20 protein-coding genes are annotated in these 20307 nt (G+C 66.7%); 9 read left to right on the top strand and 11 right to left on the bottom strand.

All coding sequences use genetic code 11. The annotated features are described in order from the left end of the window. Positions 1-7 precede the first annotated feature (7 nt). Together G6N58_RS24915 and G6N58_RS24920 are read right to left on the bottom strand one after the other, a co-directional pair. On the bottom strand, positions 8-1507 hold the full coding sequence (locus G6N58_RS24915) for a PfaD family polyunsaturated fatty acid/polyketide biosynthesis protein (protein ID WP_232067992.1): 1500 nt from the start codon (positions 1505-1507) through the stop codon (positions 8-10). 548 nt (positions 1508-2055) lie between these two features. After that, positions 2056-2244: a hypothetical protein gene (locus tag G6N58_RS24920; protein ID WP_147289435.1), complete on the bottom strand. Its 189-nt coding sequence runs from the start codon at positions 2242-2244 to the stop codon at positions 2056-2058. Positions 2245-2254: 10 nt separating this feature from the next. Here G6N58_RS24920 and G6N58_RS24925 point away from each other — a divergent pair, with 10 nt between their 5' ends. From G6N58_RS24925 to G6N58_RS24940, 4 genes are read left to right on the top strand one after another with little or no spacing between them, the layout of a single operon-like run. Then, entirely contained in the window at positions 2255-3874 is a 1620-nt protein-coding gene (locus tag G6N58_RS24925; RefSeq protein WP_115281102.1) for a hypothetical protein, read from the top strand. Next, positions 3871-4755 carry a glucose-1-phosphate thymidylyltransferase RfbA gene (rfbA, locus tag G6N58_RS24930; RefSeq protein WP_115281101.1) on the top strand — a complete coding sequence of 295 codons (885 nt, stop codon included), beginning with the start codon at positions 3871-3873 and terminating at the stop codon, positions 4753-4755. The genes G6N58_RS24925 and rfbA overlap by 4 nt, the downstream gene beginning before the upstream one ends. After that, the gene (gene rfbB, locus G6N58_RS24935; RefSeq protein WP_115281100.1) at positions 4755-5753 is read left to right on the top strand and encodes a dTDP-glucose 4,6-dehydratase; all 999 of its coding nucleotides are present in this window, start codon (positions 4755-4757) and stop codon (positions 5751-5753) included. Before rfbA ends, rfbB begins: the two co-directional genes overlap by 1 nt. Positions 5754-5771: 18 nt before the next feature. Beyond that, positions 5772-7208: a sugar nucleotide-binding protein gene (locus tag G6N58_RS24940; RefSeq protein ID WP_115281099.1), complete on the top strand. Its 1437-nt coding sequence runs from the start codon at positions 5772-5774 to the stop codon at positions 7206-7208. Here the strand turns inward: G6N58_RS24940 and G6N58_RS24945 are convergent. Beyond that, positions 7166-7474, bottom strand: a complete 309-nt coding sequence (locus G6N58_RS24945) for a hypothetical protein (RefSeq protein ID WP_115281098.1) — start codon at positions 7472-7474, stop codon at positions 7166-7168. The two genes, G6N58_RS24940 and G6N58_RS24945, sit on opposite strands and share 43 nt — an antisense overlap. Positions 7475-7602: 128 nt before the next feature. On the opposite strand from G6N58_RS24945, the gene G6N58_RS24950 reads away from it, so the two are divergent. Then, the gene (locus tag G6N58_RS24950) at positions 7603-7971 is read left to right on the top strand and encodes a SpoIIAA family protein (protein ID WP_115281097.1); all 369 of its coding nucleotides are present in this window, start codon (positions 7603-7605) and stop codon (positions 7969-7971) included. Between the two features lie 63 nt (positions 7972-8034). On the opposite strand, the gene G6N58_RS24955 is transcribed toward G6N58_RS24950, so the two are convergent. After that, positions 8035-8976: a manganese catalase family protein gene (locus G6N58_RS24955; protein ID WP_115281096.1), complete on the bottom strand. Its 942-nt coding sequence runs from the start codon at positions 8974-8976 to the stop codon at positions 8035-8037. A 225-nt stretch (positions 8977-9201) separates the two neighbouring features. Then, positions 9202-10113, bottom strand: a complete 912-nt coding sequence (locus tag G6N58_RS24960; RefSeq protein ID WP_115281095.1) for a LysR substrate-binding domain-containing protein — start codon at positions 10111-10113, stop codon at positions 9202-9204. A gap of 73 nt (positions 10114-10186) precedes the next feature. Between G6N58_RS24960 and G6N58_RS24965 the strand changes: the two genes are divergently transcribed. The 4 genes from G6N58_RS24965 to G6N58_RS24980 are packed head-to-tail and all read left to right on the top strand — an operon-like array spanning position 10187 to position 13633. Beyond that, a complete protein-coding gene (locus tag G6N58_RS24965; protein ID WP_115281094.1) occupies positions 10187-11398 on the top strand; it encodes an acetyl-CoA C-acetyltransferase in 1212 nt (403 codons plus the stop codon). Next, a complete protein-coding gene (gene pcaD / locus G6N58_RS24970; RefSeq protein ID WP_115281093.1) occupies positions 11395-12165 on the top strand; it encodes a 3-oxoadipate enol-lactonase in 771 nt (256 codons plus the stop codon). Before G6N58_RS24965 ends, pcaD begins: the two co-directional genes overlap by 4 nt. Beyond that, positions 12162-12950, top strand: a complete 789-nt coding sequence (locus tag G6N58_RS24975) for a CoA transferase subunit A (protein WP_115281092.1) — start codon at positions 12162-12164, stop codon at positions 12948-12950. Before pcaD ends, G6N58_RS24975 begins: the two co-directional genes overlap by 4 nt. Then, the gene (locus tag G6N58_RS24980; protein ID WP_115281091.1) at positions 12947-13633 is read left to right on the top strand and encodes a 3-oxoacid CoA-transferase subunit B; all 687 of its coding nucleotides are present in this window, start codon (positions 12947-12949) and stop codon (positions 13631-13633) included. Before G6N58_RS24975 ends, G6N58_RS24980 begins: the two co-directional genes overlap by 4 nt. Positions 13634-13662: 29 nt before the next feature. On the opposite strand, the gene G6N58_RS24985 is transcribed toward G6N58_RS24980, so the two are convergent. From G6N58_RS24985 to G6N58_RS25010, 6 genes are all read right to left on the bottom strand, one after another. After that, the gene (locus tag G6N58_RS24985; RefSeq protein ID WP_435406184.1) at positions 13663-15396 is read right to left on the bottom strand and encodes a SulP family inorganic anion transporter; all 1734 of its coding nucleotides are present in this window, start codon (positions 15394-15396) and stop codon (positions 13663-13665) included. A 55-nt stretch (positions 15397-15451) separates the two neighbouring features. After that, positions 15452-16291, bottom strand: coding sequence for a universal stress protein (locus tag G6N58_RS24990; RefSeq protein WP_308213300.1), 840 nt, complete (start codon positions 16289-16291; stop codon positions 15452-15454). 86 nt (positions 16292-16377) lie between these two features. Beyond that, positions 16378-16971 carry an Rv1733c family protein gene (locus G6N58_RS24995; RefSeq protein WP_115281088.1) on the bottom strand — a complete coding sequence of 198 codons (594 nt, stop codon included), beginning with the start codon at positions 16969-16971 and terminating at the stop codon, positions 16378-16380. Positions 16972-17046: 75 nt separating this feature from the next. After that, a complete protein-coding gene (locus tag G6N58_RS25000) occupies positions 17047-18063 on the bottom strand; it encodes an Acg family FMN-binding oxidoreductase (protein WP_435406183.1) in 1017 nt (338 codons plus the stop codon). Between the two features lie 73 nt (positions 18064-18136). Further along, positions 18137-18499: a carboxymuconolactone decarboxylase family protein gene (locus tag G6N58_RS25005; RefSeq protein WP_115281087.1), complete on the bottom strand. Its 363-nt coding sequence runs from the start codon at positions 18497-18499 to the stop codon at positions 18137-18139. 75 nt (positions 18500-18574) lie between these two features. Then, positions 18575-20299 carry a sensor histidine kinase gene (locus tag G6N58_RS25010; RefSeq protein ID WP_115281086.1) on the bottom strand — a complete coding sequence of 575 codons (1725 nt, stop codon included), beginning with the start codon at positions 20297-20299 and terminating at the stop codon, positions 18575-18577. Positions 20300-20307 lie beyond the last annotated feature (8 nt).

Here is a 20307-nt window from a genome sequence, read left to right on the forward strand (position 1 = left end):
GACAACATCATCCGAGGGGACGCGGTCGGAAGTCGAAGGTGTGAGCCGGCATCGCGACACCGGCGGCACGTAGCTGCCCGGCGCGTGTCACGGTCGCGGCGCCTTCGAGCAGGTTGAGCGCAATCTGGCGGACCGAGCGCGTCTCGACGGGCTCGAGAAAAGAACCGCGCACCCAGTCGTTGAACGCCCCCATCGCCGGACCGCACCAGATCTGATAATCAGCACGCCGGTCGGCGTGGCCGTCGCGGGCCCACTGCGACCCCATGAACAGGTACCACCGAAACACCAGCGCCATCAGATGTTTGGGATCGGCCCGGGCGCGCTCCACTTCCCGGGGGTCGGCACGGGTGAAAAACGCCTCGGTCTCGGCCCAGATGTCGTCCACGTCGCGGCCCAGCACTGTCTTTTCCAGAGTCCTCAGCTCATCGATCGGGGCGTCGTCGAACGACGTGTAACGCCGGTAGAATTCACCCAGGCGTTGTCCGCGCTGGGCGAACATGGTGCCGCGCTTGAGTACCTGCACCGTCACCCCCATCTCGAACATGTCCGAGGCGGGCGCCATTGCCACGTCGGTGGACTGGGCCAGGGCCAGCAGGGCCCGCGCGTCAACGGACAGTCCGCTTTCCACAGCGGACTGGTTCACCGAGCCGGTCAGCACGTAGTCGGCGCCGCAGGCGAACGCCGCCGCCACCGCCGCGGGTGTGCCGATCCCGCCGGCAGCGCCAACCCTGGGCAGCACCGCATACCCGTGCTGGGCGGCGATCTCGTCGCGCAAGCCGATCAGCCGAGGCAGGAGAACGGTCAACGCGCGGTTGTCGGTATGCCCACCCGAGTCCGCCTCGGCGGTGATGTCCTCGGCGATCGGGATCCCGGCAGCCAAGTGGGCTTCATCGTCGGTGAGCCGGCCCTCGGCGACCAGCGCCCGCAGTATCGGCTCGGGCGCGGGTGAGAGGAAGTGGCGCGCCACCTCGTCCCTGGAGACTTTGGCGAATATGCGTCCTGCGCGCTCGATCTGACCGTTTGAGTTGCGTCGCAACCCTTTCGCGGCATAGAGCACGATGGCCGGGGTGAGGCGCATGAACGCCGACGCCGAGACGTACCGCACCCCGAGGCGGTGAAAGAGGTCGACGGTGGCGAGTTCGAGCCGGTCATCGTGGATGTTGTGGATCAGGTTGGCACCCCATCCGCCTACACCGGGTCCGAGGGCGGCGGTGATCTCATTGACCCCCACCTCGATGGCGCCGAGATCCAGTCCTGCGCTTCCGAAGAAGGCCATGACCCCGGCGCGAACCCCTTCGATGGTCATCCCCGCGGTGGCGATACCGCGCGCCATCTCTCCGATGACGTAGGGGAACCGCACCCGGTGGGCGGTGGTGAAAGCCCTTCCTCCCAGCCATTCGGGATACAGAGCAGGCAGGACCGCCAGCACCTCGTGGCGCATGATCTCCGGCGTCAGCAGACCCGCGTCATCGAGCAGCACGGCTCGCGGCCCATGGCTGGAACTCACCACAGCCACCGGCCTGCGGATCGCCGTGAGCGCCTCGGTGACGTCCGTTCGATCACGCGATGCCGCTGAGGCCTCATTCACATAATCAGACGTAGTCAGCGCTCCCCGCACGGTCGGCACTCTAACCGCAAAATTTACGGCAGGGTTGGTTTTGTGCGACTCAGTCGCATTGCGGCAACACCGCGCTAGAGCACAAGTTTGCTGCCCAAGTGCATTGACACCGTGAGGTACGTGTTCTCGCAAACGCTGGCTTGAGTTGGGCGCGGAGACCTGTCACATGACAAAAGCCCTGATCAGACAGCTGTCCAAAATAGATGCATGCGTCACGAAGCCGTTTACTTAGCGACTTGCCCCGGTGGTGACGCGGCCGTCTTTCCGCCACGTGGCCGCACCTGCCGCAGGACCGTCCTGAAACTGGCGCCTGCCAGCAGCGCAACCACACAGAGCAGCCGTCGCCGACCGTCCCGACTCATCGAACCGGACCTGCCGCGAAGGTGACGCCATCAACCCACCTCAGCATCCACGCGCAGACGCGCGCCCCATCACGATCAGAGTTTGCCGAGCGTGTCATCGAACTTTGCAGCGCGATAAGCGAAGTCGCGTGTTTGCGGAAAACTCATCGGCGCCAGTGTCACTTCGGCGTAGCATGCGCCTTTCGGGATCACCCGCGGGGGAACAAGGATGTCGATGAATCCGGTTCGGGCCAGAAGTCGCGCCATTGCTGCAGCGTTGGCCACGAGTGCACTCGTGGCCGCCCCGCTGCACACAGCGCCGGTGGCGGGCGCCACCTGTTTTTCGATCTTCGGGATCGGCAACGGGAACGGCTGTACCAGCAATCTCACCAGTTACGCCATCGCCATCGGTGAAGGGGCGCAGGCAGATGCGGGCACCGGCTTCTTCGGCGGGGCCCTTGCGATCGGCGACGCCGCCAGCGCCGCGGTGTCGGCGAGCCTGTTCTCCTTCACCACCGCGGTGGGAAACAGCGCGGCGGCGAACGCGCTCACGTCGTTCTTCAGCCTGGCGGGACAGTTCGGTCCGGGTACCGCGTCGATGATCGGCACACTCAGCATGGCCCTCGGCTTGTCTCCCGGGACCGGACCACAGACTTCCAGCGTCATCGGTGCCGGAAACCTCGCAGTACAGCTCGGCCCGGGTAGCTCGGCCGCACTCGGTGGCCTGAACCTCGTTCTCGGTGTCGGCAACGGCACCGGGTCGCTCTACCCCGAGCCCACCGGAACCAGCGGCGTCGCCAACCTCGTCGTGCAGCTGGGCCCGGGCATCGCATCGGCCATCGGACTGCTCAATCTTGCTCTCGGAGTTTCCCCCGGTGGCACCGGGGCGCAATCCACCACGGCCGGCCTGCTGAGCAGCCTGGCCCTCAACCTGTTCGGCAACGGCACCGTGCTGGTGCAGAACTTCTTCGGAGGGGCGCTGAACCTCCTCAGCGACAGCGCGGTGGAAGTGGCCGGCATCCTGGCCACCGCGGCGAACTTCCTGGGCAGCAGCAACAGAGTGGTTGTGGAGGCCGGGACCTCGCTGTTGGCAGCGGCGTTCAACTTCTTCGGCAGCAACAACATCGTCAGGGCCGTAGGGCCGCTGGCCGTGGCGGCCTCGGTTCTGCAGAACGGCGCCTCGCTGCTGCAGTCCGGTCCGGGCATCGCGCTCGGGCTGATCTTCTCCCCGGTGAGCAGCGCCGCGGGCGCGGCGTCGCGGGCCCTCGACACCGCGTCGTCGGCGGCCTCCACCGGAGATGGCGAGACCGCGCTGCGCGCGCTGTCCCGAGCCCCTGCAGATGTGGTGAACGCCTTCCTGTACGGCCATGATCCCGACGGCGCGGACGGACCCGGGGCGGCCTGGCCAGGTCTGCTCTCCGCCGACCACCCATTGCACCAGCTGCTCGTCGCCGTCCCCCGTGCCATCTCGGACGCGTTCGGCATCCCTACCGGTAGCACCGGGACCATCGCGTCAAACGAACCGGACGAGGCATCCGTCGACACCGTCGACACCACGCCACCCGCTGCCGCGGAGCCCGGGGAATCGGACGCCGCGCCCACTGGCCACGATGAATCCCCGGCGACCGATGACGACCAGCTCGCGGCGCCAGTCGATGACGAGACCGAAATCGACACCGAAGCAAACACTTCCAATGAAGTCGTCAGCGAAGAAGCATTCGGTGACGACACTGCGCCCACGGTGGATCCGGCCGCCGAAGATGATGATGAGACCATCGACGACAGCTTCACCGACGGGGACAACACAAACGACGACCAGGCCACCGACACGTCTGTAGAGCCCTCAGCGGAACCGCCATCGGAGCCGACCGCCGGCACCGACACCGACACCGACACCGAGGACAGCGCGCAGTGAGCAATCGCGCCGTCAAGGGAATCATCCTCGCCGGCGGATCAGGCACCCGGCTGCATCCGATCACCCTCGGGGTGTCCAAGCAACTGATCCCGGTCTACGACAAGCCGATGATCTACTACCCCCTCTCGACGCTGATGCTGGCCGGTATTCGGGACGTCCTGGTGATCACCACGCCCCATGACGCCGAGAGTTTCGAACGCCTGCTCGGCGACGGATCGCGGTTCGGCGTGGCCATCACCTTCGCCGTACAGCCATCACCGGACGGACTGGCGCAGGCCTTCACCATCGGTTCGGATTTCATCGGCTCTGACAACGTGGCGCTCGTCCTCGGTGACAACCTGCTCTACGGGCCCGGTTTGGGAACGCAACTCGGACGCTTCACCGATGTCGACGGCGGCACGATCTTCGCGTACTGGGTGGCCGATCCAACCGCCTACGGCGTGGTGGAGTTCGACTCCGCGGGCACAGTGGTGTCTTTGGAGGAGAAACCGAAGCGGCCCAAGAGCAACTTCGCGGTTCCCGGACTGTATTTCTATGACAACGACGTGGTGGCCATCGCACACGATCTGTCCCCCAGCGCGCGTGGCGAGTACGAGATCACCGACATCAACGGCGTTTATCTGGAGCAGGGCCGTCTGCGGGTCGAGGTGCTGCCCCGCGGAACCGCTTGGCTGGACACCGGCACCTTCGACCAGATGACCGATGCGGCCGACTTTGTCCGCACCATGGAACGCCGAACCGGACTCAAGATCGGCGTCCCCGAAGAAATCGGATGGCGGCAGGGTTTTCTCACCGACGATGAGCTGTGCGATCGTGCAACGCGGTTGGTGAAGTCCGGATATGGGACCTACCTGCTGGACCTGCTCGAGATGGGCCGCTAGTGCAGCGATTGCTCGTCACCGGCGGCGCAGGGTTCATCGGTTCCAATTTTGTCCACCACGTCCTGGCCCGCACCGACCATCACGTCACCGTGCTGGACCGGTTGACGTATGCGGGCAACCGGGACTCGCTGGCCGGGTTGCCCGTTGACCGGCTCGATTTTGTCCACGGAGACATCGCCGACGCCGATCTGGTCGATGTCCTGGTCGGCCGCGCCGATGCCGTGGTGCACTATGCCGCCGAATCCCACAACGACAATTCGCTGGCGTTCCCGGATCCGTTTCTGCACTCCAACGTGGTCGGGACGTTCACGCTACTGGAGGCAGTACGGCGGCACGACAAGCGTTTTCACCACGTATCCACCGACGAGGTCTACGGTGACCTGGCCCTCGACGACCCGGACCGGTTCACCGAGTCGAGCCCCTATAATCCCTCGTCACCGTACTCGTCGACCAAAGCCGGCAGCGATCTGCTGGTGCGGGCCTGGACCCGGTCGTTCGGGGTGCGGGCGACCATTTCCAACTGTTCCAACAATTACGGCCCCTACCAGCACGTGGAAAAGTTCATCCCGCGCCAGATCACCAACGTGGTGCGCGGTATCCGGCCCAAACTGTACGGCGAGGGCCGCAATGTGCGCGACTGGATTCACGCCGATGACCACTCCAGCGCGGTGCTGCTCATCCTGGAGCAGGGCCGCATCGGTGACACCTATCTCATCGGCGCGGACGGCGAGCGCGACAACAGGAGCGTCATCGAGATGATCCTGACGTTGATGGGTCAGGACGTGTCCGCCTACGACCGCGTGCCCGATCGCACCGGGCACGACCTGAGATATGCGATCGATCCCACCAAGCTGCGCACCGAGTTGGGCTGGATGCCACGCTATGGTGACTTCGAGCGCGGCCTCGCCGCGACCATCGACTGGTATCGCGAACACGAACAGTGGTGGGCGCCGGCCAAGGACAGCACCGAGGCGTTTTATGCCCGCCTCGGCCGATGACGAAGTGGCGGAACAACGTTGACTGGCTATGGAAAGATCCTGAGCGGCACGGAGACCCCGATTCCGGGGTTGACGGTGTGGGAGCTCCCGGTGCATGGCGACAACCGGGGGTGGTTCAAGGAGAACTGGCAGCGCAGCAAGATGATGGCAGCCGGCATGCCGGACTTCGGGCCTGTGCAACACAATGTTTCCTTCAACGACGCCGTCGGCACCACCCGCGGCATCCACGCCGAGCCGTGGGACAAGTTCGTCTCGGTGGCCGCCGGACGGGTACACGGCGCCTGGGTGGATCTACGGCGCGGGTCGACATTCGGCACCGTGTTCACCGCCGAACTCGATCCGTCGCGGGCTGTCTTCGTTCCTCGCGGTGTGGGCAACTCCTTCCAGACGCTGGAACCGGGCACCGTCTTCACCTATCTGGTCAACGATCACTACAGCCCCGACATCAGCTATCCGAGCGTGCATCCCGGCGATCCGGCCCTGGCCATCGATTGGCCGGTCCCACTGGATCGCGCTGAACTGTCCGCCAAAGACCGCACAGCGGCGCCGCTGGCCGACATCACCCCGGTGGAGCCCCGAAAGACGTTGGTGCTGGGCGCATCCGGACAACTGGGCCGTGCCTTGCGGGAGAGCTATGCAGATGCCTCACACGTCGAGTTCGCCGACCGCACCGCCTTCGACCTGACGTCGGGCAGCTTGGAGTCCGCCCGATCGTGGCGAGATTACGACACCATCATCAACGCCGCGGCATACACCGCAGTGGACGCCGCCGAAACTCCCACCGGACGCGCCGCCGCATGGGCGGTCAATGTCACGGGGGTCGGCGCGCTGGCCCGCATCGCTTCCGCCTACGACCTCACCCTGGTTCACATCTCCAGCGACTACGTGTTCGACGGCGGCGCACCACGCCCCTACCGGGAAGACGACGGGCCGTCGCCACTGGGGGTTTACGGGCAGACCAAAGCTGCCGGAGATCAGCTCGTCGCCACCGTGGCCCGGCACTACATCGTGCGTACCTCCTGGGTGGTCGGCACCGGGCGCAACTTCGTTCAGACCATGGTGTCGCTGGCCGACCGCGGCGTCGACCCGGCCGTCGTCGACGATCAGCACGGGCGCCTGACGTTCACCCCGGAACTGGCCCGGGCCATCCGCCACCTGACCGAGACCGGCGCGCCATTCGGCACCTACAACGTCACCGGGTCAGGACCGGTCTGCTCCTGGGCAGACATCGCGCGACGGACCTTTACCTCGGCCGGCCATGACCCCGACCGGGTTCGCGGGGTGTCCAGCGCCGAATACTTCAGCACGGCAACAACTCCGGTGGCACCACGACCTGCCAACAGCACACTGGATCTGGCCAAGGTCACCGCCACCGGCTTCCTGCCGGCCGATGCGACGGCGGCGCTCGATGACTATGTTCGATCGGTGTCCGCGCTCACCTCGTCGAGCCGCTGAGCCACCCGCGCGAGGGCGTCGTCGAAGACCTCGACTTTCTCACCGCGCTTCTCGTTGGCCGGTGCCGCTGCGCCGCGCGCACCTTCTGTCTCCACCCGCGCGGCGCCTTGGCGACGCAGCAGGCTGAAGTTCTTCTCCCGGGCCTGCCGCAGACGGGTCTGTAGATCCTTGAGTAATTTCTCGTCCATCCGGGCCAGCGCATCGGGATGGCTCTCGGCGATCAGCGAGTTTTCCTGCGGGGTCAGGTTCACGTGGTGAGTGCTCACCGGGAGCTTTCTACCGCACCTGGTGGCACGGCGCCCGCGAACCGCGCGGACTCGGACCAAATCGTGACGACCAGGCCACATCCGGTTCACCCGGCCTATCCTGAACAGGTCGGAAGGGAAACCGCATCATGATCGAGGCACTTTCGGACACCCCCTCGGGCGTCACCGGCATCCGCGTCTCCGGCAGACTCACCGGGGCAGACATGAAGGCGTTCGAGCCGACCATGCAGAAGCTCCTCGACGCCGGCGAGATCCGGTTCGTCGAGGTGATCGAGCCCGACTACCAGGGCTTCGGCCCCGGCGGGCTCGCTCAAGATGCCAAACAGGGTTTTGCCGCTGTGCTGCAGCATCATTCGGCGTTCACCAGGGTGGCGGTGGTGACGGACAAGGAGTGGATCGCACACACCCTGCACGCGCTGGGCTGGATGGTTCCGGGCGAGCTCAAACTCTTCGGCTTGGACGAATTGGAGCAGGCCAAGCAGTGGGCCGCAGGCTGAGCCCGCCTGCCCGCACGATGCCCGGGCAGCCTCGACTGGCCGCCCCGGGCATCGACGCCTTCGCTACTTGCCGAGACCCTCGGCAGCCTTGATCTCCACCTCGGCGGTCGCCTGGATCAACGCCAGCAACTCCTTGTCGAGGCCCGGAGCGAACTCTTCGCGACGTTCGGGTGCGATCGTCATCGGGAAGCCCTCGGGCATCACGGCGGTGCTGAGTTCGGTGCCGTCGTTCGACGGCGAAGCGCCGCGGTAGAGCTTGGCGGCCTGGCTCTGGTCATCGGCGCTGAAGGTGAACTGCACGCTCTGCAGCCCCTGATCCACCAGCTTCTTGACCTCGGGGAACTGTTCGGCGTTGGTCTTGGGGATGGGCAACACCGAACCCCAGTTGACCCCGAGGCTCTCCAGCGCCTTGGCGAACGCATTCTCGTGGGCCTGGTCACGCACGATGAGGTAGGCGATGGTGGAGCGCGCTGCCTTGTTCGCCGTCATCTCGTAGATCCGGCACTTCTGCAGCCGGCCGGTGGACTCCAGCATGAGGTTGTACAGCAGGTCCAGCACCAGGTTGCCGCTGTTGTAGACGTACGACCCCATCCAGGGGTTGCCCGCGGAGTCCACGGGCAGCGCCCCCTGCGCTCCCACCAGGTAATGGTGGATGTTGCTGTGATCCAGGGCGATCTTCAGCGGTGTGGCACCTTTGGCTCCCGGCTCGTCCACCGGATCGGTCTTCTTGCCCTTGTAATCGGGCGAGCCGTCGAGGAGTCGGGAGATGGTGGTGCCGATCAGCTCCACGTGGCTGATCTCTTCGGTGCCCACCCCTTGCAGCAGGTCCTTGTACGGCTTGGCCATCGGGTCGCCGCGAAAGTTGATGGACTGGAAGAGGTACTGCATCATCGTGCGCATCTCACCGAACTGTCCGCCCAGGCCTTCTTGCAGCGCATTGGCCGCAGCAGGGTCGGGCTCGTCGATGGCGATTTCGTTGATCAGTTGTTCTGTGTGCAGGTACACGGCTCTCCTCGGGATCGAGGTTCGGGGCCGACCTGTGTCATCAGGTTGACGAACTCCGGATCTGGAAGCGTCGGCCCGGCAGTAGTGCCCGCGAGGATTGGGTTCAAACGTCACGGCGCAAAATCCTCCGGGTGAGCCAGGCGTTCACCACCGGGTTGGCCCGACCTGCGATGGCGCTGGTGATCGGCAACGGACCGCGCGAGAGCGCGCCCCTCTCAACCACTTTCACCGCAGACTTCGACTGGGTGACGTGCAGCCTGCGATGTCGTGCAGAATTCCCACGATCCGGGTGATCAGCTGGTCGTGAGCAGAGTGCGGCCAGGCGGCCACCAGATCGACGCCCAGGCGGCGCGGCAGCAACGGACGATAAACCACACCCCCGATGTCGAGCGTCGCGGTCGGCGCCGGCACGATCGCCACCCCCAGCCCCGCCGCCACCAGCGTCACCAGCGTCGAGGTCTCCTCCACTTCGTGGCGGACCCGGGGGATGAAACCGGCGTCGTCGCACACCCCTGCCACCAGCGAACCCATCACCGAGCGGCCACCACCGACATGGCCCACGAAGTCCTCGTCGCCCAGGTCGGCCGGCCGTACCGTTTTGCGCCGGCTCAGCCGATGCCGCTCCGGCAACGCAACCAGGAGCGCGTCACGGCGGATCACCGCCGTCGACAGGCCGGGGTCGGTCACCGGTGGCCGCAGCAGTCCCAGGTCGATCTCCCCCGATCCCAGTGCAGCCTGCTGCGCGGGGGCCAGCATCTCACCGCGGACGCGGACGTCCACGTCGGGCAGCAGATCGGCAAGGGTGCGGACAAGGCGCGGCAGAACGGAATAGGTGGCCGATCCGACGCATCCGATGGTGATGCGGCCGGTGGTGCCGTCGGCGACCCGGCGGGCCAGGTCGGCGGCATCGTCGACGGCCGCCAGGATGGTCACCGTACGCTCCAGGAACGCCGCTCCGGCCGCGGTCAGTTCCACACTGCGGGTGGAGCGAGTCAGCAGGTCAACCCCCAGTTCGCGCTCGAGTTGCCGGATCTGTTGTGACAACGGGGGCTGGGCGATGAGCAGCCGCTGGGCGGCGCGGCCGAAGTGCAACTCCTCGGCGACGGCGCGGAAGTACCGCAGATGGCGCAATTCCATTAGGACTTCCCAGCTATCAATGATGCCGATTTGAGTATTTCAGAATATCTCCAGGCCGGCCTACCGTCGAGGCATGGATGTCGTGATCTGCAATCCCGTCCGGACCCCGGTCGGCCGGATGGGCGGGGCCCTGGCCGCGCTCACCGCCGCCGACCTCGCCACCACCGCGCTGCGGTCTCTCATCGAGCGCACCGGCCTGGGCGAAGGGGATGTTGATGACGTCGTGTTGGGCCACGGCTACGCCAGTGGTGAAGCACCCGCATTGGGGCGTATCGCCGCACTGAACGCCGGGCTGGGCACCGCGGTGCCGGGTCTGCAGATCGACCGGCGGTGCGGGTCCGGTCTGCAAGCGGTCCTGTACGCCGCCGGCCAGATCGCCACCGGCGCCGCGCACGTGGTGATCGCCGGCGGCGCGGAGTCGATGTCCAACGTCGAGCACTATGCACTCGGTCTGCGCACCGGCGTGCGGCAGGGCGCTGTCACGCTGCTGGACCGCCTGGACCGCGCTCGTGAAACGGCCGGAGGCGCACACCATCCCATCGCCGGAGGCATGATCGAGACCGCGGAGAACCTGCGGCGCGTCTACGGCATCACCCGCCAGGAGCAGGACGAGCTGGCAGTCCGCTCACACCACCGCGCGGTGGCCGCGCACCGGGAGGGCCGCTTCGCCGATGAGCTGGTGCCGGTCGCCGTCGCCGGCCGGCGCGGAGCGCCCGACACCGTGGTGGACTGCGACGAGCATCCCCGTGGCGACATCACCGTCGAGAAGCTGGCCGCCCTGCGCCCCATCCGGAGCCCCATCGACGCCGAATCCACGGTGACCGCCGGCAATGCCTCCGGCCAGAACGACGGCGCGGCGATGTGTGTGGTGACCACCGCCGCCGAGGCCGCCCGGCGTGGCCTGCAGCCGATGCTCGCGCTGCGGTCCTGGGCCGTGACCGGGTGCCGGCCGGAGGTGATGGGCATCGGCCCGGTGAGCGCGACCGAGGCGGCCTTGCAGCGCGCCGGCCTCACCCTCGACGACATCGATCTGATCGAGCTGAACGAGGCCTTCGCCGCCCAGGTGCTCGCAGTGCTGGCCGAGTGGAAGGTCGATCCTCTCGATGATCGCCTGAATCCCAACGGATCCGGGATCTCGCTGGGTCATCCGATCGGAGCAACCGGCGCGCGCATCCTCGCCACCGCCGCGCACGAAGCCCGCCGGCGCGGAGCCGAGACGGTGCTGGAGACGATGTGCATCGGCGGCGGACAGGGGCTGGCTGCGGTGTTCGAGGTGGTCCGATGAGCGCGGTCGACGTGTATTCGGTGGTGACCGGACCGCACGACGCCCCGACGGTGGTGCTGTCCAATTCTCTGGGATCCACCCACCGGATGTGGGACCCGCAGCTGACCGCACTCGAGCAGCGCTTCCGGGTGGTGCGCTACGACACCCGGGGACACGGCCGCTCGCCCGTTCCGGCCGGACCGTACTCAATCGACGACCTGGCCGACGATCTGGTGGCACTGCTGGATCGGCTCGACGTGCCGCGGGCGCATCTGGTCGGGCTGTCCCTCGGTGGTATGACCGCGATGCGGGTGGCCGGCCGTCACCCGGACCGGGTGGCGCGCCTGGCGCTGCTGTGCACCGGCGCGCAGCTGCCGCCGGCGCAGGCGTGGGCCGAGCGCGCGGCGCTGGTACGTACCCAGGGCAGCGCAGCGGTGGCCGACCCGGTGGTGCAACGGTGGTTCACCCCAGCGTTCCTCGATGCTCACCCCGAACAGCGCGACACCTTCCGGCAGATGGTCGCCGCCACCCCGGCCGAAGGATACGCGGCGTGCTGCGAGGCCATCGCCGACATGGATCTGCGCGACGAGCTCCCCCGCATCACCGCGCCCACCCTGGCGATCGCCGGTGCCGATGACCCCGCCACCCCTCCGGCCACCCTCGAGGCGATCACGTCCCGGATCCCCGGCGCGCAGCTGCTCACCGTGGACCATGCGGCGCACCTGGCCAACGCCGAACAACCGGACCTCATCACCCCCGCTCTCATCAATCACCTGGAGCAGTCATGACAGTCGACAAAGTGGTGTCCTCATCCGCAGAGGCAGTGGCCGACATCCCCGACGGCGCCAGCCTGGCCGTCGGCGGGTTCGGTCTCTCCGGCATCCCCTGGTTCCTCATCGATGCGTTGCTCGACCAGGGCGCCTCTGATCTGACCATCGTCAGCAACAACTGCGGGGTGGACGGCGGCGGCCTGGGGCTGCTGCTGGAGGGTGGGCGGATCAGCCGGGTCATCGCTTCCTATGTCGGTGAGAACAAGGAATTCGCCCGCCAATACCTGTCCGGGGAGCTGACCGTCGAACTGACACCTCAGGGCACCCTCGCCGAACGCCTGCGCGCCGGGGGAAGCGGCATCGGGGCATTCTTCACCCCCACCGGCGTCGGCACCCTGGTCGCCGACGGCGGGCTGCCCTGGCGCTACCACCCCGACGGCACCGTGGCGCAGGCCTCACCGCCCAAGGAGGTCCGCACTTTCGGCGGCCGCCCGATGCTGCTGGAGGAATCGATCGTCACCGACTACGCGCTGGTGCGGGCGGCCGTCGCCGACCGGGCGGGCAACTGCGTGTTCCACGCCGCGGCCCGCAACTTCAATCCCCCGGCCGCCATGGCCGGCAAGACCACCATCGTCGAGGCCGAAAAGCTGGTGGAGGTCGGCGAATTGGCGCCCGACGACATCCACCTGTCCGGCATCTTCGTCTCCCGCGTCGTCGCGCTGACACCGGAGCAGGCGTCACGCAAACAGATCGAGAAACGGACCACCCGGCCACGACCCGAGCCACAGGAGGCACACCGATGAGCTGGAACCGAGCCGAGATGGCCGGGCGCGCGGCACTGGAGCTGCGCGACGGCGACTACGTCAACCTGGGCATCGGGCTGCCGACCCTGATTCCCGATCACCTGCCCGACGGATCCGGGGTCACCTTGCACGCCGAGAACGGGATCCTGGGTGTGGGTCCGTTCCCGTACGACGACGAGGTCGACCCGGATCTGGTGAACGCCGGCAAGCAGACCGTCTCGGTGATGGCCGGCGCGTCCTTCTTCGACTCCGCCACCAGTTTCGCGATGATCCGCGGCGGCCACGTCGACGTGGCGGTGCTGGGCGGCATGCAGGTGTCCGGCGCCGGTGACCTGGCCAACTGGATGGTGCCCGGATCCATGGTCAAGGGCATGGGTGGGGCGATGGACCTGGTCAGCGGCGCGGGCCGGGTGATCGTCCTGATGGACCACCTGGCGAAGTCCGGTGCCGCGAAACTCGTGGCCGAATGCGACCTTCCGCTGACCGGGCGGGCGGTGGTCAGCCGGGTCATCACCGACCTGGGGGTTTTCGACGTGACCGGCAGCGGCTTCGCCGTCGTCGAACTCGCCCCAGGGGTGAGCCTCGACGAGGTGGTGGCCCACACGGCGGCACCGGTGACCGATGAGCGTCACCGTCGCAGCGCCGCCAGCTCCGAACGTGAGCGCACACCGAGCTTGGCGTAGACCCGGATTTGGCCGGCCCCGAACCGGTGTCACAGCGGCTCCTGATCGGGAGACTTCGTCGCCTGTTTGAACGCAGCCACCGCGGTGGGCAGGGTCAAGAAGACGCGTTCCTTGCCGATCTTGTTGATCAGCCCTACTGCTCGCAGTGCTTCGCGCAGGTCCTGCTTGACTCGGGCAAGGGCAAACACCACGCCTCGGCGATCGCATTCAGCTCGAACCCGGTCGAGGGCATCCAGTGCCGTCAGGTCCACCTCGACGTTGGCTTCGGTGTTCAGCACGAACCATCTCACCGGAGAGCCCGAGGTGTCCATTGCCTGCAATGCCCTGCGGTGGAAGTCCTCGGCGTTGGCAAAACACAACGGAGCGTCATAGCGGTACACCACCAGGCCGGGCAGCTGAAAAGCGTCGGGGTAATCATCGACATCGTGCATTCCGGCCAACCCCGGCACGAACCCTTGAATGCTGTCGTGAGCACGTGCCAACCGTCGCAACAGATCGAGAATGGTCAGGGTCACCGCGGCGAGCACCCCCGGCAGGACGCCAAGAGCCCCGACCGCCAGTGTCGTGGCCACCGCCAGCAACAGCTCGCTGCGCCGAAATCGTGCCAATCGCACGAATTGTCGCGTGTCGACCAATTTCGTGGCCGCGAAGACGACCACCGCTCCCAGGGCGGCAGACGGAATCGAGGAGATGACGTCGACCCCCACGGCCAACACCACCAACACGATCACCATGGCCGCCACGGAGTACATCTGGGTTCGAGCTCCGGCGGCCACGGCCAGCGCGGTGCGGCTGCCACTTGAACTCACCGGGAAACCGTGCGTCAGTCCCACCGCGAGGTTACACATGCCAAGTGCCCGCAGCTCCGCGTTGGCGTCCACGTATTCACCCACCCGGGCCGCAAACGCGCGAGCGGTCAGCATGTTGTCGCAGAAGCCCACCACCGCGATCCCCAGCGCTGGGACCGCAAGCGCCACAACTTCGTCGGGCGCCAGCCGGGGAACCCCGGCGGTGGGCCACGCCACCGGGAACTCACCGACCGTCGCAACCCCGTGGTCGGAGGCAACTACGCCAGCCGCGATGGTGGCCAAGACAATGGCGGCCAAGGGTCCGGGCACCCCGGGTGCCCACCGCTGTAGAACCAGGATGAGCACCAGGACGCTGACCCCGAGCAATGTTGTCGGCCAATGAATATCGGACAGGTGGGTGGTGAAGTACCAGAACTGCGTTGCGAGTGTCTCGCCGTCCAGTGGTCCCGAGCCGGTGACTCGTCCGAGCTGGCTGACCACCATGATGGCGGCGACACCAGCCAGGTATCCCACCAGAACCGGCTCGGACAGCAGGCTCGCCACAAAACCGAGCCGCAACATGCCGGCGATCAGGCAGAAACCGCCCACCAGGACAGCCATCCCAGCAGCGTAGACCGCGTACCGCGCGGGATCGCCGACCACCAGCGGCGCGATCACCGCGGCGGTCATCAAGGCCGTCGTCGACTCTGGGCCCACCGAGAGATGTCGCGATGAGCCCAGAATGGCGTAGATGATCAACGGCGGCAACGCCGCCCACAATCCGGCTATCGGGCTCAGACCGGCAAGAGTCGCGTACGCCAGAGTCTGCGGGATGAGATAGGCCGCGACGCTGGCGCCCGCAAGCAGATCACCCCGCCACCAATCCCGGTGGTAACCAGACAGGGCGGCGCATCCTGGTGCCACCCGCCGCCCGAGCCCGCCGGCACGAAGCGATCGGACGCCTTCGGCCCACACGGCTCAGCACCTGACGAAAGCACGCCGAGGAGGGGTCATGGGAGGGGAGGTGCGGTCAGCATTGCCGGGCCACGATCACCGGTACACGTGTCGCCTGCACCACCGCGTTGCTCACCGAGCCCAGCAGCATTCCAGCGAAACCGCCACGCCCGTGGCTACCCAGCACCACCAGCTGAGCCGTCTCCGCCTGCTCGACGATCCAGCGAGCAGGGCTGGTACGCGCCACGACGGTGTGCACCTGCACATCCGGGTACCGGTCCCGCCAGCCGGCCAGCTGCTCGGAGAGCACTTCTGCACCCAGAGTCTCCAGATCCGGCCAGCCCACGTCCGGGAGATCGAGGTTGTCGTCGCTGCACGCGTGCACGGCCACCAGATCCACGCCGCGCCAGGATGCTTGGTCGAAGGCGATACCGGCAGCCAGCACCGAGTTGGGCGAGCCATCGAGGCCGACGACCACCGGCCCGTCCGTCGGAACAGGCGTCTCGGCATGCACCACTACCACCGGGCACCGCGCGTGCTGAAGCAAGCCCCTGCTCACCGAGCCCACAAGCACACCGGCGAGCGCGCCGAGGCCGCGTCGACCCACCACGATCATGTCGGCGTCCTTGGACACGTCGACCAACGCCGGGACCAGCGCGTCGGCCGCCAGCTGGGTCTCGACCGGCACGTCATCGGGCGCCTCGAGAAGACCGGCCACCAGCGCGCGAGCCTCGGCCAGTAGTTCGCGACCCTGGCGTCTGCGTTCCGCCGCCAGGCGCTCCCCTAGTGGCGCATCGATCCATTCGCTCATCTCCGGGGTCAGCACCACATGGACCAGCCGCAGGGCGCGGTGGCGCCGGGCGGCATCTCGCGCGGCCCACTCGACAGCCGCTCGTGATGCAGCGGTGCCGTCCACGCCGACTACTATTTCGCCGTCCCGTACAGGTTCCATGGTGTCGCCCCTCAGTGATGTGGTTGATTTCCCGGCTGGGACCGGATCGTTCAGCGATAGCGCGGATGCTTGTCGCCGCCGTCGGTCATGCGGCGAAAGCCCTGTTCCCACGCGGCATACCGGTTGCGATCAAGGCGTGAACGGGCAAGTGCGAGCGCAGCAGCGCACGTGAGCGCGGCTGCACCCCATACCGCTGCGCCGGCGATGCCCGTTGCGAGCGCGATGTCGGTCGAGGTGGGTGGCGCCGGGACTCGAGAACCGGTTTCATCCACCCACACCATCACCGGGTCGCCGAGCCGGTGCGAGTCCCGGGAACTCACCACATCGTCGTACACCTGGTTGCCGACCACCCAACGAACAGGCGTCAGATATGCCGTACCACCCGGCTCGGTTGCGGGTGTGCTGTCACCGCTGGCCTCGGCTGCAATCTGATGGCGGGTGGCCAGTGCGTCCGTGAGGTAGGTGGTTTGGCTTTCGTGCACCGCCGCCCCGACCGCGGCTGCCACCGGCAGGGCAAGGATCACCAGGACGGCCAGCACCGCGGTGATCGCGGCTTCAATCCGGTCGCTGCCCCGAACCAGTGGATTGCCTCCCAGCGCGCGAAGCAACCACGGTGTTCTGATGGTGAAGTGAACGGTGTCCATCACAGCCCCTCGGAGAATCGAGACAAATTCAGATTGTGCCTGCCCATTGATCATGACTGGATGGGCCAACCTGATTCAGAGGCCAAAGTCCCCTCCCCGCAGGGGCATTGGATGGCATCGGCGGGCATCGGATGCAGCTTGCTCGTCACCCAGCCGTACCACCGTTTGGGCAACAGGGCGGCGCGGTGTGAGCGGCGGGGGCTGCGCTCCCGCCGCAGGTCGTCCGACACGGATCAGCATCTGCGGGAAGCTACGACCATCGAAGATGCTCTCCGCCAGCTCATCCCGGGTCTCGCCCACTTCCAGCGGCTCGGAGAACAGGCAGGTCGCCAAACCTCGCGTGGTCGCTGTGAGCAGAACCGCACTGGTTGCCTCGCCCGCCCGCAAGCGCGCCGCCGTGTCGTCGGTGGTGGTGCCAAGGGCCAGCAGTTTCGCGTGGTCGGCCACTCTGGCCGAACCGTGGGCCACGGCAAGTTGCGCATCAGCGAAAAGTCGACCTGGAATAACGGCGTCCGGATCGGGCCTGGGAACGTTTCGAGCGGGTACACCGTCGTCAGCGGCGTGCTTGCCACTCCAGCCGGCCAGTTCCTGCTGATACAGCGGATCCCGGCTGTGTTCCTGCGCCGCTGAGGAGAGCAGCGCCCGGAAGCCGGGAGTGGGGTTGACGTGCCTCATGGTCACCCCGTAACGGGCGGCCCTGGCTCCCATCAGTGCGATGTCACCGAGCCCCACCTCCGCTCCGGTGTAGGGCCGACGATCTGTGCGCCGCCACGGGATGGCAGATGCCAACGAGACCTCGGCGTCTGACGGTGATGCTCTGTGGAGTTCCAACGAGGCCAGGTGGTCCGGCTCCGCAGGATTCGGAATGCGGTGCACCACTGCGCGCCAGCACAACGCGGCAAAGGCGACAACACAATGATGCAGCGCGGCACCACAACTGACCATCATGTCCCGGCCGTCAGGGTCGGTGTGCGGCAGGTGATGACCGGGTTGCGCATACAGATGTACTGTCTGGCTACCGACCTTCCACAGCCAGGGTTGCGAATTATGCAGGGAGGGAGCCCGATTGGCCATCTCCAGCGCGGTAGCCACGATGTGATGGTCGGGGTGCTGGACGCTCATAGTGACGCCTCGCTCATTGGGTAGGGTCGACCAGGTCGCCGATTCACGGACGGATCACCGCGGCCTCGAACTCGCAGAATGCCGCATAGGCTCGTGCTCCGGAGACGGTGGCCGGTTCGCCGTGCATCATGATGGCCACAGCTACCGCCTCAGCTGCCTCCTGCGCTGTGACGCCGGCCTGCACCGCCGCCTTCGAACTGGCCGCGACGGCCCCGTCCTGGGCCTGCACCACCGCGATGGCCAACGCTATGAGCGATTTGCACTTGGTGGTCAGCGCGCCGTCGTCCACTGCCTCGGCACTCAAGTTTTCGAAGCTCTGGTACACCTCGGGGATGGCCTGGCGTAATGCCCGCTGTTCGAGCCACAAGGCTTCCCGTGTCTCGTGCGAAGGCCGTGAGCTCTGCATCCCCCGATCTTGGCGCGCGGCCCGCGTCACCGCACAGGGACGAAAGTCATGAGAACGAGTGACATTTCCCCTTCGTTACGACAGGGGGGCCGCCCAGCGCAGCACGGTTCCACCGGTCGCCCCGGCACCAACAGAGAATGTCCCCCGCATCTCCTCCGCGCGTTGCCGGAGATTGCTCAGACCACTTGTGGTGAGTGTCGCGGTGTCGGGGATGCCGACTCCGTTGTCAGTGACCGTGATGCTCAGATCGTCACCGACGTCGATCAGCACCGACAGCTCCGTGGCCCCGGAGTGCCGTACCGCATTGCTGACCGCCTCCCGCAAGACGGCTTCGGCGTGCTCGGCAAGATCGGCGTCCACGACGGACAGCGGACCCTTGTATTGCACCGTGGTGCGCACGTCACTCCCGGCGAACTGGGCGACTGCCTCGTCGAGACGCTGTCGCAATCGGGTGACCTCCGACGCTCCGCCGTGCAGATCGAAGATCGTGGTGCGAATCTCCTGGATGACACTCTGCAGGTCGTCGATGCATTCGGTGAGGCGCCGTTGCGCCTCGGGGGCCCGCGTGCGCGGGATGGTGCCCTGCAGCGCCAGACCGATCGCGAACAATCGCTGGATCACGTGGTCGTGCAGGTCGCGGGCGATGCGGTCGCGGTCGGCCAGCACGTCGAGTTCACGGAGCCTGCGTTGGGTGTTGGCCAGCTGCCAGGCCAGCGTGGCCTGATCGACGAATGCGGCCATGATCGACAACTGGTCAGCGGCGAAAGGGCGAGTGTCGTTGCCGCGCATGATCACCAGCACGCCGGCCACCATGTCGGTGGTCTGCATCGGCAGCAGTAGTACCGGACCGGACGCCTCGAAGATCTCGGTGGGCACCTCCGCAGCATCGACCATCCCGGGACGTCGGTGGTGAAACACCTCTCCGAGGGCAGTCCCGCTCAGCGACATGGTGGCCATCACGCTGATGGCGTCACGACGGACATTGCCGACAGCCTCGATGACGGCCAACTCCCCTAGTTCGGCAGGTGGAATTTCGGGATCTGCCGGAACAGCCACCAGCACCGCATCGGCGTTGGTGAGCTTCAACGCTTCGTCCGCGATGGAGCGGAAGATCCCCCCGGGATCTCCGCCACGGAGCAGTTCCGTGCCGATGTCGCGGGTGGCCTCTATCCACGCCTGGCGCATCCGGGCTCCTTCGAAGAGCCGGGCATTGTCGATCGCGATGCCGGCTGCGGCGGCCAGTGCCTGGGTGAGTACTTCGTCGTCCTCGTCGAACGGCTGCCCGGACATTTTCTCGGTCAGATACAGATTGCCGAACACCTCGTCACGAATCCGGATCGGCACACCGAGGAACGTCTTCATCGGCGGATGGTGGTGCGGGAAACCGACCGACGCGCTGTGTTCATGAATGTTGGTGAGTCGGATCGGATGGGGGTCATCGATCAGCGCACCGAGAACACCTCGGCCCTGGGGCAGCGGTCCGATCTTCTCGCGCGTGACGGGATCGATTCCCTCGTAGATGAATTCAACCAGTTCGTGGCCCTCGCCCCGGACGCCGAGGGCACCGTAGCGTGCATCGATCAGCTCGATCGCGGTGTGCACGATGGTGCGCAGCGTCGAGTCCAGATCCAGCCCCGACGTCACGGTGAGCATGGCGTCCACCAACCCGTCCAGACGATCGCGACTCTCGACGATCTGGTCGATACGGTCGCGAACTTCACCCAGCAGTTCGCGTAGCCGCAACTGCGAGAGGGTTTCCGAGATTGGCCGGTCCCTGCCACCGGTCCCCATCCCGGTCATGACTCCAA

The sequence above is a fragment of the Mycolicibacterium tokaiense genome (assembly GCF_010725885.1).
Taxonomy (GTDB): Bacteria; Actinomycetota; Actinomycetes; order Mycobacteriales; family Mycobacteriaceae; genus Mycobacterium; species Mycobacterium tokaiense.

Coding starts and splice junctions, on each gene's coding strand:
- G6N58_RS25005 (WP_115281087.1), bottom strand. CDS start 18,499: ATGCAGAGCTCACGGCCTTCGCACGAGACACGGGAAGCCTTGTGGCTC.
- G6N58_RS24965 (WP_115281094.1), top strand. CDS start 10,187: ATGGATGTCGTGATCTGCAATCCCGTCCGGACCCCGGTCGGCCGGATG.
- G6N58_RS24995 (WP_115281088.1), bottom strand. CDS start 16,971: ATGGACACCGTTCACTTCACCATCAGAACACCGTGGTTGCTTCGCGCG.
- G6N58_RS24980 (WP_115281091.1), top strand. CDS start 12,947: ATGAGCTGGAACCGAGCCGAGATGGCCGGGCGCGCGGCACTGGAGCTG.
- G6N58_RS24960 (WP_115281095.1), bottom strand. CDS start 10,113: ATGGAATTGCGCCATCTGCGGTACTTCCGCGCCGTCGCCGAGGAGTTG.
- G6N58_RS24950 (WP_115281097.1), top strand. CDS start 7,603: ATGATCGAGGCACTTTCGGACACCCCCTCGGGCGTCACCGGCATCCGC.
- pcaD (WP_115281093.1), top strand. CDS start 11,395: ATGAGCGCGGTCGACGTGTATTCGGTGGTGACCGGACCGCACGACGCC.
- G6N58_RS24975 (WP_115281092.1), top strand. CDS start 12,162: ATGACAGTCGACAAAGTGGTGTCCTCATCCGCAGAGGCAGTGGCCGAC.
- G6N58_RS25010 (WP_115281086.1), bottom strand. CDS start 20,299: ATGACCGGGATGGGGACCGGTGGCAGGGACCGGCCAATCTCGGAAACC.